A 14200-nucleotide genomic window follows, 5' to 3' on the forward strand; every position below is an offset into this window, starting at 1 on the left:
CTGATTCCGTTTTTCAGTAGCGCTTCGCTATAGCCTTCAGGTCTTGGCGTCTTGAGACGAATGTAACGAGCAAGCTGATCATTTATAAGGCCTAAAAGTTAACCAAGCGACATACCGCCCCCACCATCAATATGCTTGAACGCCATACTTGAGCAATAGCCGCGGAAGGTAATCATCCAGGTTTTGCACTTCCTTATCGCAAAGCTCGATCAGATTGAACCCGTACTTTTTATAAATTTCGATCTTCTTCTGCTTCCGGGCAAGATACTTCACATCGTTTTCGTATCCCCAGTACTCCACATACACCTTGCCGGTGGGAATATAAAAATCAGAGTACACATCCTCCTCAATCGGCAGCTTCCTTTCATAGGCATGCACGATCTCTGCCATATAGAGCCAGTTATCAATGAGCATTCGGCCTTCGATCTAACGAAGTGGCCGTCTGCCGACCGATGCTTAGCCTCGAACTTTTCCCGGAAGCTTAATTCCTCGATAGATTTCTCGGTTTCCTCGACCTTCTTCTCCGTAACCTTGCCTGTTACGTGCTGCATAGACTCTCGCAGCACTTTTGAGTTGACGATGGTCTCGGGCCAACGCACAAAGGGTATGCCTGATTTTTTGTCCTCGTCCTGCACGCCGCCTTGTTTGGCACCCTGATCGGTTAGCTCCCACCCCTTCAAGCTTTTCTTGATCCAGCCAAGTTCAGAAAGGATGTAATTTGCCTTGGTTGCGCTCAACTCGAAGTGTTTGCCAATAACCGTAGCGGTTATTAGCGCCTCGCTGATGGTCAAATTCAGGTCGACGTTATTTGGCCACGCTATATAAGGCCCGTACTGCTTGCTGTCTTTAACGATGCCGCCTTTATTTTTGCCAGCTTCGGTCAACTCCCAGCCGTTGTCTTTTTGTTGGATTAGTCCAAGCGTTACCAATTGAGCGAAAAGCTCCTTTGGTTGCAAGCAAAGCTGCTTTGCAAGCTGAGTAGTCGATAGGTGCGCCATTTCTTGCATCGTTTTTCTTCCCTTTAGTTTTGCTCAAAGCCCAACTCTGGCCCCCAGATACCCATCGCACCTACTTCTTACGCTTGGGTATCTTGTACTCAATCTTGCTGTCGTTGAATTTGATAACACCTTCATTTTCCAAGCCGGCAACCAGACCCTGCACCGCCTTGGTGGAAACATTGCCGCCGACCAAAGACGTGATGTGGCTTTCCAAAGTTTTACGCTTTGCAGGCCGGTTCTTCGGATGCAGGCGCAGATGCTCGATGACTTTTTCTTTGTCTGCTGGCCCGAGACTCTGTCGGACGGGCGCCAGGGGCTTCTTTGCCTCTGTGTTTCCCGGTTTTGCCTGAACTGATGCAGTTTTCTTTTGGATTGTGGCTGGCTTGACGGGCGGTGCTTTCGTAACAGGTGCTGCCTTCTTGGTTGCTGGCGGTTTGCCAGATGGCTGCAATACCGCCACGGATGTAGGGTTGGTGAGGGTGTGCGACGCGAGGCCGACGCTGTCAACCGCCATCGGTTGCAGGGCAATACCAGTATCTGAAATCGGCTCGTCCAATCCCAAGGCCTGTCGAATGTTCGCAGCCTTCATTGCCCCATAGCCAAGCGACTGCACGTGGCTCATCAATGCATCAAAGCCACCATCTTTTGAAATCACCACAAATCGTGTGTTCTTGCATGCGGGGGAACCATCCGCCTCCAGCTCTTCGATCAAGCGGCCCATGTAAAACGCGATATGGAAGTCGAGTGCATTCTTGCCCTGTTTATCGCTTTTTATATATTGCACCCTGCTGCCATGTGGCTGAAGGGACTCGGCAATGTCAAAGTCCAGCTTGTTCTGGTGCGGACCGCGAAAGATTCTGAGCTGGTAATGATCTCCGCTTAACAGGCCCATGTCCGGCGGCTGAACATTCTCGAAATCGACAAAGATGTATGTCAGTTCCATTTAAATGGGAGGGGCTTCAAGCACCCTGCACTTCTATTGAGGTGCCATCCATATCGGCCAAAATCTCCCGAAACTGTTCCAATGCCGCCTCCAAATCCTCCACAATCTCCGCCGCGATCACTTCCGGCGCGGGTAGATTGTCGGAATCGGATAGCGATTCATCCCTGAGCCAGAAGATATCCAGGCTGGCCTTGTCGCGGTTGATCAGTTCTTCGTAGCCATACTCACGCCAGCGTCCACCAGGATTCTTATCGGACCACGTCGCCTTGCGGTCATGCCGATTCGCCGGGTTATAGCACTGCACGAACTCGTCCAGGTCTTCCCGCTTCAAGGTGTTGGTCTTGAGCGTGAAGTGCATGTTGGTGCGCAGGTCGTAGATCCACAGCTTCCTGGTCCACGGGGTTTCGGCGGCGGGCTTTTTGTCGAAGAACAGCACGTTCGCTTTCACGCCCTGGGCGTAGAACAGGCCGGTGGGCAGGCGCAGCAGGGTGTGGACGTCGCAGTCGTGCAGCAGTTTGCGGCGGATGGTTTCGCCTGCCCCGCCTTCAAACAGCACGTTGTCCGGCAGCACCAGCGCGGCACGGCCGTTCTGCTTGAGCAGCGTTTTCACGTGCTGAACGAAGTTGAGCTGCTTGTTCGAGGTGGTGGCCCAGAAGTCGTCGCGCTCGACGGTGTCGCGCTCCTTGCTGACCTTGCCCTCCTCGCCCACGATGGTGGTGCTGCTCTTCTTGCCGAAGGGCGGGTTGGTCAGCACCACATCGAAGCGTTCGCCGGGGTCGGCGGACAATGAATCGCGCACCTCAATTGGCTCATACTCCTGCGTGCCGATGCCGTGCAGCAGCATGTTCATCGCGCACAGCCGGGCGGTGGCCTGCACCAGCTCCCAGCCCTTGAAATTTTGCCCGCGCAGTTTCTTCTTCTCCGCCGACGTCATGTTGGGGTAGTGCTTCACCACATAGTCGTGCGCCGCCAGCAGAAAGCCGCCGGTGCCGCAGGCCGGGTCGGAGATGGTTTCCTTGGGCGTGGGTGCCATGGCATCGACAATCGCCTGGATCAGCGGGCGCGGCGTGAAGTACTGGCCCGCGCCGGACTTGGTGTCCTGCGCGTTCTTCTCCAGCAGGCCCTCGTAGGCGTCGCCCTTCACGTCGGCGCTCATCGACACCCAGGTTTCCTTGTCGATCAGGTCCACGATCAACCGCCGCAGCTTGGCCGGGTCCTGAAACTTGTTCTGCGACTTGGTGAAGATCAAGCCGAGCAAGCCCTTCTGCTTGCCCAGTTCCTCCAGGGTGTGACGATAGTGGTCGAACAGTTCGTCGCCGTCCTTCTTCACCAGGCTGGGCCAGTCATAGCCGGCGAGCACCGGACTGGGTTGGTTGCCCCCGTTCGGGGATAAATAGGGCGGCCGGCTGCGCTCGTCGGCCATCTTCAGAAACAGCAGATAAGTGAGCTGCTCGACGTAGTCGCCGTAGCTCATGCCGTCGTCGCGCAGGACGTTGCAGTAGTTCCAGAGTTTCTGGACGATGGTGGCGGTGTTCATGCTTGATCCAATTCCTTGATTTGTTCGAGCCGCAGCGCCAGCAGCTTGACCCGCTCGGCAAACGATTCGTCCGGAAACACCATGCCGGGCAAGGCATTCATGAAGCCGGGCCTCGCCAAAAGCGCCCTGCATTGCGCCGCCAGATATTGCCGCAGCTCGGGTGCGGCCGAGGCGACTTCGGAGACCAGTTCCGGCCGCCCATCCACGACATTGACAATATCCTCCAGGTCGTGGCTACCCAGCACATCGCCTTGGCCCCGATCGAGAAACGCCTCGAATTTTGTGGCCATGAAGGCGGGCGCGCTGATCAGGCGAATGGCCAACGCCGCCGACAGCGCAACCTCCTGGGCCGTTTGCACCGCCAATGGATACCATCGGTTGGCAAAACCAAGAACGCTGGAGTCCATCGGCATCAGGTCCACTTCAAGATTGTTGTAACGCCAGCGGCAAATGGGCGCGTCCTCACTCATATCCCGCTTGAAACCGAGCTGGGCAAATTGCTTTTCCAGTGCGTGATACCCGACCAGCGCTTCCACCCTTGCCACCAGATCCACATCGTAAGTTACCCGGGCCGGCGCTGCGGCTGGGTCGGTCAGCAGCAAATCCACCGCACACCCGCCCACAAATACCAACTGCTCCCGCAGTGGCCCGAGCGCATGCGCAACCAATTCAAGCTTGGCCACATTCGGATGTTGCCGCTTCATTGAAAGAATGGTTCCAGCAACTTCTGCGCGGCCTCACGCTCGCGGGCCTGGCCGCTGCGTATCGCGTCGAATAGCGTGAGCACCGCATACAGGCGCTCATTCTTCAGCGCGGCATCGGGCACCGAAGGATATAGCGGCGCCAGGCTCAGCCCGCGCACCGTTCCCTTTGGATGCGGCCACACCGGCACCGGGTCGCCGGACGGCGCAATGACGCTATTCAACGGCGCAGCGCCATAAGCCGTGGGAACCCCGCGCGTAAGCGTGCCCCACACCGGCGCAAACGCATACTTGGCGCCGTGCAACACAAATTCCCGCAACTGCGGCTTCAGCACCACCGGCCGGCGCTCCTCGAACATCGCAAGCCGCGCCACGGCCGCCCGCTTGAGCGCGCCATGCACAGCCGAGATTGCCAGCCCGGTCTGCTCCGCCAGTTCCGTATAGCCTGCGCTGCCGTCGACACGGCTCAGCAATGCCAGCAGCACATAAAGGTCCTGTGGCTTCAGCACGACCTGCCGATTGCTTACTTTAGGCATATTCTTTATTCATGAAATGAGAAAACATATGTAAATAATAGGATAAACAAATAAATTAAGTCAATATTCTTATTTCATGAATAAAGAAAATTGGGGTAGCCTCATAGGCGTGTTGATCTTGCGGCTGCAGGTTTCTCGAATAGCGAACGGACAATAATTGCCCATGGACTGCGTTCGTAATAATTCACCGATACGCTGAAATAGTACGCACGCCATATACCTGCCGCGCCCAACCTAAGCTAAAGCCCAGCCACTGCCTCCCGCATCGCCCTGTCCGGCCACAGCGCCTTGCCGTAAACCGTTGTCGGCCGCTCGTTGAGCCGGCACGACACCACCAGCGGGTCCAGATCCAGCACGTTGCTTACCTCATACACCCACGCCTCCAGATCCTGCTTCGCTACCCGCAGCGAACCCTGCACCGAACGGTCGGTGGCCGTGTCGAAGCGCACTGGCCCGAGTGCCAGCTCCACCTTCCGGATCTGCGCATCCGGGCAACCGGACATGGCGAGCGTCGCCGTGTAGAGCAGGCGAAACCACTTGCTGCCTAGCTCCGCGAACTGCACCTTGCGCAGCCCGGGCATAAAGAGCACATAGCGCGTCGCATCGTGGCAGAACATCACGCACTGCCGCCGGTCGAGGGTGAACAGATGCCCATGCCAGCTGCCTAAAGGACTGGTTTCCGCAAGCGGCGCCGCTGCGACACCAGGCAGTTTCGCCGCGAGTTTCTTGGAACAGTGAAGGATCACGCCGCAGCCTGGATCAGCGGGCGCGGCATGAAGTACTGGCCCGCGCCGGACTTGGTGTCCATGGTTTTAATCAAAGTGGTGTTCTTCTCCAGCAGGCCCTCGTAGGCGTCGCCCTTAACGTCGGCGCTCATCGACACCCAGGTTTCCTTGTAGCTTCGGCCGGCGCTACGCGCCTTAACGTTCGCGCTGCTCACGTTAGCCTGCGCTGAAACTCCGTTTTCGAGCAGGTCCACGATCAGCCGCCGCAGCTTGGCCGGGTCCTGAAACTTGTTCTGCGACTTGTTGAAGATCAGGCCGAGCAGGCCCTTCTGCTTGCCCAGTTCCTCCAGCGTGTGGCGATAGTGGTCGAACAGCTCGTCGCCGTCCTTCTTCACCAGGCTGGGCCAGTCATAGCCAGCAAGCACCGGGCTGGCTTGATTATACGGCGGCCGGCTGCGCTCGTCGGCCATTTTCAGAAACAGCAGATAGGTGAGCTGCTCAGAGCCTGCCCTGAGCAAAGTCGAAGGGTAGTCGCCGTAGCTCATGCCGTCGTCGCGCAGGACGTTGCAGTAGTTCCAGAGTTTCTGGACGATGCTTGATGTGTTCATGTTGTTCTAAATTTTTCCCAATACACGTTCCAGATTGTCGAGTGCTTCGCGATGTTTCGCCGGCGCCATCTGGGCAAGGTTCTGCAGCTTCCAGCGCACCGCCGGCAAATCTTTCGCATGCGCAACGCCAAGCAAATCCCAACTCGGTTCGCCACGCTTGAAGGACATCAGGAAGGCTTTCTCACGTTCGCCTAACCGCTGATGTAGGGCTGCGATCAAATCGGACCGTGCCTGATCCAATTCATCAACCGTCACGGCCTCCACCGTCATTCCCACAAATTGCCTTTTGAACAAATCGTCCAGCGGCTTGCGCGTCGGGTTCAATACGCGTGCGATGGAACCGTCATGACTGATCAAATACACCAGGAAAGCGCGGAACAGCTCGTCGCTGATCCCTTCCCCAGCCAGGAGCAGCTTCACGTCAAACAGGTCGCGCGGGTGCTGGCGATCCAGTGCTGCCACAATCTTGCCCGCATACAGATCAGAAAACGAGACAACGGGCACCTCGGCAAAACCAAATTCTGATTCAGCACGATCCACGATTCGTCTCATCGACTCCGGATACACCGAGCCGCGCAACACGGGAGACACCTCAATCTTGATTTCCGCCGTGCGATCCGACACCAGCAACCCGTAAGCACTGCCATCCTGGCGCTTGCCCACACTCACGCGATAGCCATACGGCCGGCCAGCGAGTGTTTCGCTTATCCGGCCAAGCGCGGCGTCGATCTCTTCCAGCGCCGACGCGCGGTCGCCAATCGGCACAAAGGCAAGATCGATATCCACCGACAAGCGCGGCATGTCGCGCACAAACAGATTGATCGCCGTCCCGCCCTTGAGGGCGAAACAACGCTCCCTGGCGACGATCGGCAGTACGGCCACCAAAAGCCGGACCTGCGCGAAATAAGGACTATTGAGTGTGATCATCAAGGTCTGCCGGCAGCGTGATCAGATATTTCGGATGCAGTTTTCCGCCCGGTGCCAGCATGCGCTTGCCCTTGCCCAGATCCACCTTGGACAAATCAAGATGTGCCAGCCACTGATGCTGATGGCGCTCGGCCAGCGCCAGAAAAAGCCGCTTCACCTTCACGCTCGCACAGGCCTTGAGAAGCGACATCACCCGAGCCGGGCGAACGTTCACCAGGCCTTGCATCAGCACATCGGCCTCATAAACCGATTCCCGCGTCGGAACATCCTGCAGCAACTCGAACATGGCGCGCTCGTCCGTGGAATACAGCAAGCGCCAATCCCATGCCCCCCAGGTCATCTCCTGCAATCCGTAATCGGCCAGTTGTTTCGATTGAAGCGGCGCGTCGTGAAAATCGACCAGCGCCCCCGACTCGTTCCGCCGTGCTCGCAAACCGCCAAACATGGCATCGTTTCGCACTGCAAACCGTTCCTGCAAACCCAGCTTGTTCACCCAGGCCGGCAACACTTCCGGGCCATACAGATAGATTGTTTCCGGCCCACTCATCTGGACGTAGTGCCCCAACCCACGCTGGACCAGCGCCGTTCGCCCGCCGACATGCAGATAGCTCCTCGCCAGCAGTTGCAGACTGGCCACCACGTGCTGCCACTTGAGCGCAGGCCCCGGCCGGCGATACACCCCGCGTGCAGGTGACACAAGCCAACCACTGTCGACATAGCGCGATATCAGCGCGCGCGAATAGCCCTGCTCTTCCAGCCACCCGGTTGGCGCCAGCAAACCTTCCTCCAGCACATCCTGGAGAAGGTTTATCTTTGTTGATTTTTGCTCACCCATAGTTTGCAAAATAGCACCACTCATAAACCAAAGGCAAGTTTAAATTTCATCAATTATGCAAACTTTGGGTGAGCAAATTCAACCGACATCAAACTGAAGACGAGACAACCTGGCTTTCTGGCCATCCTCATCCCAAATCGCCGCCATGATGGCGATCATCATCATGACGGTGGCGGTAGTGATGACCATGACCATGATCACGCCGGGCATGGTGCCGACCATGATGATGACGGGCGCGGCGTGAAGTACTGGCCCGCGCCGGACTGGGTGTCTATGGTTTTAATCAAAGCGGCGTTCTTCTCCAGCAGGCCCTCGTAGGCGTCGCCCTTCACGTCGGCGCTCATCGACACCCAGGTTTCCTTGTCGATCAGGTCCACGATCAGCCGCCGCAGCTTGGCCGGATACTGAAACTTGTTCTGCGACTTGGTGAAGATCAGCCCGAGCAAGCCTTTCTGCTTGCCCAGTTCCTCCAGCGTGTGGCGGTAGTGGTCGAATAGCTCGTCGCCGTTTTTCTTCACCAGGCTGGGCCAGTCATAGCCGGCGAGCACCGGGCTCTTCTGGTTGTAAGGCGGCCGGCTGCGCTCGTCGGCCATCTTCAGAAACAGCAGATAGGTGAGCTGCTCAGAGCCTGCCCTGAGCGAAGCCGAAGGGTAGTCGCCGTAGCTCATGCCGTCGTCGCGCAGGACGTTGCAGTAGTTCCAGAGTTTTTGGATCAGTGCAGGAGTGTTCATCTACTTTATCTATCTTGCCTTTGTCAGGGTCTTAAGCACTTGAGACAACAGGTCAAACAGCTGATGCCGCGTTACCGGTTCATCTTTTTCGAGGGCATCCGGTTGGCCAAAGAACTTCTCCGTAAGCTTTTCCTTGAGTTCATGCTGCTTTGGCTCTGGCAACTTGACAAGGTAGGCATCAATCGACGCCAACTCCACTTGCAGCTTTCGGTTTTGCTGTTCTCGGCGCCGATGTTTTGAAGACTCCTGTGCTGCGTATATTGCCGGAATCGCGATGACGAATATGGTGCCAAGTCGGAACATGAAGACCTTCCAGTCAACATCGGGATGTTCAAAGCTCTGATAAAAGCTAACGCCTCCGACAACGATCATTGCAGCCATGAGGCCAAGTGCAATCCATCTCAGGAGGTTCGCGGCTTTCGCGTCCTCATCAGCTGTCCTTGCAAAATGACCCGATAATGAGGCGGAGCCGATTGCACCAAAAATTGCGTTTACCTCTCCTTGGCGCTCCTTGAAAAATTCCAAGAATTCATCACTCGTCTTCTTGTTCTCTGACAAGAACTCCGCCCATTCATTGCTGCGCTTTTCGGCATCCTCGCTTGCTTCCAATGCAAGTGCCTTCTTTTGCTCCCCGAAATCGGTTGCGAACCGCTGTGACGCCGTAACGAACTCACTTGCTCGGCCTGACTCTGCTTGCGAAAACTGCCTTTGAAACTCGGCGATTGATTGGTCGAGGCGTGCTTTCTGCTGTTCGATAATGTTCCGCAGTGTGTCAACGTCCGCGCCGGCGACTGCCATCCCTGCCGACAAAGATGATAGCTGCGTTTCCGACTCACTCACCTTTCTTCTGAGGGTTTCCAGTTCATCGACGAGTCGTTGCTGGAATGCTGTTGTTGCATCGGTCAGAGCTTTGAACGACTCCGCCTGCATGGGAACATCGACCGGCTTCAGAACGTTAATAAGCTCGTCCACCGTGTTATTTGCATTTTGGAGTTGAGTTACGTTTGCTGTCTGAGAAAAGTCACGTGTATACGTCAGTAGGTTGGCTAACCAAGGGCCCATATTTGCCCACGTGTTTGGGTGAAATAGATCTGGATCGAGCGATGCCATACGCGCATCCAATATCCTGAGCGCCTTCTGCAATCGTGCAAAATTCTCCAAATCCGCCGTGCCAAGCGACGCCGTATTCACCGTATCCAAATGCCCAAGCGACTCCCGTAAACGCTGTGTCGCTTGCAACGGCTCAAAACTCTGCTTCCAAACGGACATAAATTCTCCTTTGTTCTTCAGGCCAGCATCGCTGGATGTAATCAGAACGCTTTGGCCAAAATGGACCGCCGTAAACTTTCGGCACGGTTCAGATTGGCGACAACCTGGGATTCCATTTCACGAACAAGCGAAACGACACGGTCAACTTCCACGACGATTCGGCGTTGTTCAGCATAGGGAGGGATCGGGACAGTCAAATCACGCAATATTTCTTGGCTGATGTTAGGTTGGGCACCACCTTGCCCGAGACAGATCAGTTCGCGGCGCATAGATTCCAAGAGAATCCAGAGGTAACCCGCGTCAATATCGACCAGCGGAAAAATGCCGCAAACAGCTTGATTGGTTGCCGCATCAATTCCGAGCATGCCCAACTTGCCGACCGTTGCGCCGTACAGGGCGATGCAGAGCGTACCCTTTGGAAATATCTTTGCACTTGAACTATCCAACCCCTGCGTTGAAATCGTTTCCTGGGTGGTGGTTACTATGCTGTCGCCAAGCTCTCCAGACTTCACCCACGGTATGCCGCCGCCAAAGTTCGATGCCATATCACGCCGAGGTGTCCCACCGCTTGCTGTCTTCGCGACGGCATTCAGTGTGGCGACCGCCCACCCCTCCGGCAATTCGAGTAAGTCGGTGGTGTCGGGGACGGTGGATTCTTTGTATTTGCCCTTGCCTTTCCACTGGCTGCGACGGGTTTCTAGGACACGTTGCAGGAGTTGCTCGCCGGTTTCGTAGCTGCGGCCTTCGCGGCGGGCGTGTTCGGCTTCGATTTCGACGAGGCGGCCTTCGACGGCGGCTTTGAGGACGGCGGCTTTGTAGCGCTTGAGGTTGGCCTTGACGCGCTTGAGGTTGGCGACGGCTTCGTCGAGGCGGGAGAATTGTTTTTCAATTTCCGCGACGATGCGTTTTTGTTGGTCGGGTGGCAGCAGCGGTATTTTCAGATCGCGCACAATTCCTTGGCTGATATTTGGTTGCGCCCCACCCACAGCTTGCGCAATGAGTTCGCTTCGCTTGAAGCGTAAAAACCAAAACAAGAATTTTGTGTCGATATCAGACGGCGGAAAAATTGCGCAGACAGCCTGGTTGGTCGCTGCTGGCCTTGTGAGAACGCCCAGTTTTCCAACTGTTGCGCCGTAGAGGGCCATGAGCAGAGTGCCTGCTGGAAACAGTTTCGCGCTGGATTGTCGTAGCGCTTCCTCACTGATTGATTCTTCAATTTCAACGACTGGGCCGTCTGGCAGTTCGCCAGACTTCACCCAAGGAATTGGGCCACTGAAGTAGTCCGGGTTTTTACGGCTCGGTGTTCCGCCGCTCGTTGTCTTACAAACTTCACCAAGAGGCACAAGCAAATTGGCCTGCACGGCATAAGGCGCGATTCCTTCTTCGACCCTCACGCTGCCAAACTCTCATTCAATTGCTCAATGAGCGTGTTCAGTTCATCGCCGAAGAGCTGATACACCTTGCCCAAGCCGCCTTCCTGGGCGAAGGGTGCGTATTCGAAGTCGTCCGGCTCGATGCCGAGGTTGGCGGCGATGTGGTCGCGGATCATTTCGAGCCATTTCATTTGTTCGGAGGTAAAGCGTGATGTTGGTCGTTGCCCTTCGACAGGCTCAGGACGAACGGCTGGTTGTTGTGATGCCAGCCATGCCTTGAAGTTGGCGTTGACCCGCTCGGGGAACGGCACAAGTTCGTTGTCCTGATGGATGGCGAATCGCACCAGCGAGACCAGGTCGGTGAGGATGCGGCGGCCGCTAGCGCCTTTGACCTTGCTGGCTTCCAGCGCGGCGTAGGCTTGCCAGAGCTGGGATTCGTTCCACAGATAGGGCGGTTTTTCGATGGCGTCGGCGAGTTCTTTCACTGCCTCGAAGGTGAGGCGCTGTTTGTAGGGCTTGCTGTAGAGGATTTGCAGGGCGGTAATTTCGTCTTTGTTGTCGGCGATGAATTTTTCGAACGACTGCACGAGGCCCTTTGCGCGGTCGTGGGCGGCTTGGCTGAAGGCGGCTTCGATGACTTGGTCTTGGCTGACGTGGTCGATGGTCAGTTCGTTTTTGGCTTTGATGTCGAGGATGAGTTGGCGCAGGGCGGGGTCGCACAACGGCTTGGACGCATTGATGCGGGCTTGGTTGGCTTGGCCTTCGACGGGGCTAACGGTATCAATGGGCAGCCCTTCGACAGGCTCAGGGCGAACGGTGGTTAGGTCACGAATGGCTCCTAGGTCAGGGTCGAGGGACTGAACTAGTTGGTGGGCTAGGTCTTTTAGGCCGAGGCCGCCGCTTATTGATCGAATCCTGGCGTCGTCTTCGGCGCTGATGCGGTGTTCCATTCGGGCCAGGCGGCCGGCAATGCTGGTGATGACGTCGTCTTCGGTGTTGCCGAAGGCGACGGCTTGCAGCAGGCGCTCGAAGCTGACGCTGGGCTTTTTCTCCATGGGGCGGGCGTCGGTTTTGTCCTGCTCGCACACGCCGACGGCGTCGATAATGACGAAGTGGTCCTTGGCCGTGGCGTCGGGGGTGACGGCCTTGAGGTCGTCGGGATTGATGACGCGCACACCGCGGCCTTTCATCTGCTCGAAGAAGCCGCGCGATTTGACGGCGCGCATGAAGAAGACGATTTCCACCGGTTTGATGTCGGTACCGGTGGCGATCATGTCGACGGTGACGGCGACGCGGGGGTGGTAGCTGTTGCGGAAGGCCTTGATGAGTTCCTTGGGCGTGGCGCCGGTGGTGCGGTAGGTGATTTTCTGGGCGAATTCGTTGCCCTTGCCGAATTCCTCGCGCAGGATTTCGACGATGTTTTCGGCGTGGTTGTCGTCCTTGGCGAAGATGAGGGTCTTGGGCACTTCGGTGCGGCCGGGAAAGATTTCGCTGAACAGTTTGTCGCGGAAGGTGCGCACGATGGTGCGGATCTGGTCGGGGGTGACGACATCGCGGTCGAGCTGGTTGGGGTCGTAGGCGAAGTCGTCGTCGAGCTCTTCCCAACGGGTTTTGCGGGTGTCGCGTTCCTGCTTTTCCACGTAGTAGCCGGCTTCGACCTTGGAGCCGCCTTCGGTGATGGCGGTCTTGATGCGGTAGACGTCGTAGTTGACGTTGACGCCGTCGGCCACGGCCATCTCGTGGTTGTATTCCATCACCAGGTTCTGGTGGAAGAAGCCGAAGGTCTGCTTGCCCGGCGTGGCGGTGAGGCCGACGAGGTAGGCGTCGAAGTATTCCAACACCTGCGCCCACAGGTTGTAGATGGAGCGGTGGGCTTCGTCGGTGACGATGATGTCGAACATCTCAATCGGGATGGCGGGGTTGTATTCGATGGGCTCGGGTTCCTTGAACAGCTTGCCGAGCTGGTCAACGGATTCTTCTTCCAGGTCGGCCGGCAGGTCGCGGCCCTTGAGCATGGAGAACATGCGCTGAATGGTGCAGATGCAGACGCGGGCGGTGGTGTCGATCTGGTTGCCCTGCAGGCGCTGGACGATGTATTCCTCGCTGAACTTGAAGTTGTTGTAGGGCGAGACGTATTGCTGGAATTCCTTGAGGGTCTGGTCGGCGAGGTTGCCACGATCGACCAGGAACAGGATGCGCCGCGCGCCGGCGAACTTGATCAGGCGGTAAATGAACGAGATCGAGGTGAAGGTTTTGCCCGAGCCGGTGGCCATCTGGATCAGGGCGCGCGGGCGGTTTTCCTTCAGGGATTGTTCCAGGTTGTGGATGGCCGTGATCTGGGCGGGCCAGAGGCCTTCTTCCTTGAGCGGCGGCATGTGTTGCAGGCGGGCGAGGAAGGTGGCAGGAATTACGCTATAGGTGCCTGGAACCTCGGCGACATTCAAAGGTTCGCCCTGGTGCGCTGAGCGCACCCTACTTTGATCCGTTCGTCCTTCGACAAGCTCAGGGCGAACGGTATTGGTGTCGGCAAGCCAATCAGCCAGCGTTTCGGGTTTGTGGAAGGCGAACACCGGGCGCGAGCGCGGCACAGGGTCGAGGCCGTTGGTGAAGCGGGTTTCGATGCCGGTGGACTGGTAGGCAAACGGCAGCGGGTTGCTCCAGCGCGGCAGCCCGGCGGGCAGGCCCTTAGTGTATTTGTCAGATTGGGTTTCGACGCCGGTGAGGGTTACGCCCTCCTTCTTGGCCTCGATCACCCCGGCAGCTTTGCCATCTACATATAAGAGATAGTCGGCGAAGCCGTAGCCGGGCAGCGGGAATTCACGGATGGCGACGCCACGCGCGGCATGGATGTTGGCAGCGGACGCATCGCAGACGTGCCAGCCTGCCGCCACCAGCAGCCGATCGATATTCCCCCTCGCTTGTTGTTCCGGCTGTGGTGCCAAAACGCCCCCTGTTTTTGTTATCTGCCGAATCTTCGCACATCCGGCTTGATGGGCGAACCTGTTTGCCTCGTCCCA

At 57.1% G+C, this 14200-nt stretch carries 14 protein-coding genes; all 14 read right to left on the reverse strand.

Going from position 1 to position 14200, the window contains the following annotated elements; all coding sequences use genetic code 11:
• Positions 1-269: 269 nt before the first annotated feature.
• Positions 270-1007 carry a hypothetical protein gene (locus tag ACZ41T_RS02755; RefSeq protein ID WP_464922955.1) on the reverse strand — a complete coding sequence of 246 codons (738 nt, stop codon included), beginning with the start codon at positions 1005-1007 and terminating at the stop codon, positions 270-272.
• A gap of 61 nt (positions 1008-1068) precedes the next feature.
• Positions 1069-1941, reverse strand: a complete 873-nt coding sequence (locus tag ACZ41T_RS02760; protein WP_464922956.1) for a PIN domain-containing protein — start codon at positions 1939-1941, stop codon at positions 1069-1071.
• Between the two features lie 16 nt (positions 1942-1957).
• Positions 1958-3478 (reverse strand): class I SAM-dependent DNA methyltransferase, encoded by a 1521-nt coding sequence (locus ACZ41T_RS02765; RefSeq protein ID WP_464922957.1) that lies wholly within the window; start codon positions 3476-3478, stop codon positions 1958-1960.
• Positions 3475-4182 carry a nucleotidyl transferase AbiEii/AbiGii toxin family protein gene (locus ACZ41T_RS02770; protein WP_464922958.1) on the reverse strand — a complete coding sequence of 236 codons (708 nt, stop codon included), beginning with the start codon at positions 4180-4182 and terminating at the stop codon, positions 3475-3477. Before ACZ41T_RS02770 ends, ACZ41T_RS02765 begins: the two co-directional genes overlap by 4 nt.
• Positions 4179-4688 carry an AsnC family protein gene (locus ACZ41T_RS02775; protein WP_464922959.1) on the reverse strand — a complete coding sequence of 170 codons (510 nt, stop codon included), beginning with the start codon at positions 4686-4688 and terminating at the stop codon, positions 4179-4181. Before ACZ41T_RS02775 ends, ACZ41T_RS02770 begins: the two co-directional genes overlap by 4 nt.
• Positions 4689-4954: 266 nt before the next feature.
• The gene (locus ACZ41T_RS02780) at positions 4955-5461 is read right to left on the reverse strand and encodes a DUF6933 domain-containing protein (protein ID WP_464922960.1); all 507 of its coding nucleotides are present in this window, start codon (positions 5459-5461) and stop codon (positions 4955-4957) included.
• Entirely contained in the window at positions 5458-6048 is a 591-nt protein-coding gene (locus ACZ41T_RS02785; RefSeq protein WP_464922961.1) for a type I restriction-modification system subunit M N-terminal domain-containing protein, read from the reverse strand. Before ACZ41T_RS02785 ends, ACZ41T_RS02780 begins: the two co-directional genes overlap by 4 nt.
• Positions 6049-6054: 6 nt before the next feature.
• Positions 6055-6975, reverse strand: coding sequence for a nucleotidyl transferase AbiEii/AbiGii toxin family protein (locus tag ACZ41T_RS02790; protein WP_464922962.1), 921 nt, complete (start codon positions 6973-6975; stop codon positions 6055-6057).
• A complete protein-coding gene (locus ACZ41T_RS02795) occupies positions 6959-7810 on the reverse strand; it encodes a type IV toxin-antitoxin system AbiEi family antitoxin domain-containing protein (protein ID WP_464922963.1) in 852 nt (283 codons plus the stop codon). The genes ACZ41T_RS02790 and ACZ41T_RS02795 overlap by 17 nt, the downstream gene beginning before the upstream one ends.
• A gap of 78 nt (positions 7811-7888) precedes the next feature.
• The gene (locus ACZ41T_RS02800; protein WP_464922964.1) at positions 7889-8032 is read right to left on the reverse strand and encodes a hypothetical protein; all 144 of its coding nucleotides are present in this window, start codon (positions 8030-8032) and stop codon (positions 7889-7891) included.
• A complete protein-coding gene (locus ACZ41T_RS02805; protein ID WP_464922965.1) occupies positions 8008-8541 on the reverse strand; it encodes a hypothetical protein in 534 nt (177 codons plus the stop codon). Before ACZ41T_RS02805 ends, ACZ41T_RS02800 begins: the two co-directional genes overlap by 25 nt.
• Positions 8542-8550: 9 nt before the next feature.
• The gene (locus ACZ41T_RS02810; RefSeq protein ID WP_464922966.1) at positions 8551-9810 is read right to left on the reverse strand and encodes a BAR domain-containing protein; all 1260 of its coding nucleotides are present in this window, start codon (positions 9808-9810) and stop codon (positions 8551-8553) included.
• A 41-nt stretch (positions 9811-9851) separates the two neighbouring features.
• Positions 9852-11204, reverse strand: coding sequence for a restriction endonuclease subunit S (locus ACZ41T_RS02815; RefSeq protein ID WP_464922967.1), 1353 nt, complete (start codon positions 11202-11204; stop codon positions 9852-9854).
• Complete coding sequence (locus ACZ41T_RS02820) at positions 11201-14125, reverse strand: type I restriction endonuclease subunit R (protein ID WP_464922968.1); 2925 nt, start codon at positions 14123-14125, stop codon at positions 11201-11203. The genes ACZ41T_RS02815 and ACZ41T_RS02820 overlap by 4 nt, the downstream gene beginning before the upstream one ends.
• Positions 14126-14200: the final 75 nt, after the last annotated feature.

Source organism: Thiobacillus thiophilus (assembly GCF_055378705.1).

What these genes read in the sequence shown, in the direction of transcription:
- ACZ41T_RS02755 (WP_464922955.1), bottom strand. Translation starts at nt 1,007, where the DNA reads ATGCAAGAAATGGCGCACCTATCGACTACTCAGCTTGCAAAGCAGCTT.
- ACZ41T_RS02760 (WP_464922956.1), bottom strand. Translation starts at nt 1,941, where the DNA reads ATGGAACTGACATACATCTTTGTCGATTTCGAGAATGTTCAGCCGCCG.
- ACZ41T_RS02765 (WP_464922957.1), bottom strand. Translation starts at nt 3,478, where the DNA reads ATGAACACCGCCACCATCGTCCAGAAACTCTGGAACTACTGCAACGTC.
- ACZ41T_RS02770 (WP_464922958.1), bottom strand. Translation starts at nt 4,182, where the DNA reads ATGAAGCGGCAACATCCGAATGTGGCCAAGCTTGAATTGGTTGCGCAT.
- ACZ41T_RS02785 (WP_464922961.1), bottom strand. Translation starts at nt 6,048, where the DNA reads ATGAACACATCAAGCATCGTCCAGAAACTCTGGAACTACTGCAACGTC.
- ACZ41T_RS02790 (WP_464922962.1), bottom strand. Translation starts at nt 6,975, where the DNA reads ATGATCACACTCAATAGTCCTTATTTCGCGCAGGTCCGGCTTTTGGTG.
- ACZ41T_RS02795 (WP_464922963.1), bottom strand. Translation starts at nt 7,810, where the DNA reads ATGGGTGAGCAAAAATCAACAAAGATAAACCTTCTCCAGGATGTGCTG.
- ACZ41T_RS02800 (WP_464922964.1), bottom strand. Translation starts at nt 8,032, where the DNA reads ATGGTCGGCACCATGCCCGGCGTGATCATGGTCATGGTCATCACTACC.
- ACZ41T_RS02805 (WP_464922965.1), bottom strand. Translation starts at nt 8,541, where the DNA reads ATGAACACTCCTGCACTGATCCAAAAACTCTGGAACTACTGCAACGTC.
- ACZ41T_RS02810 (WP_464922966.1), bottom strand. Translation starts at nt 9,810, where the DNA reads ATGTCCGTTTGGAAGCAGAGTTTTGAGCCGTTGCAAGCGACACAGCGT.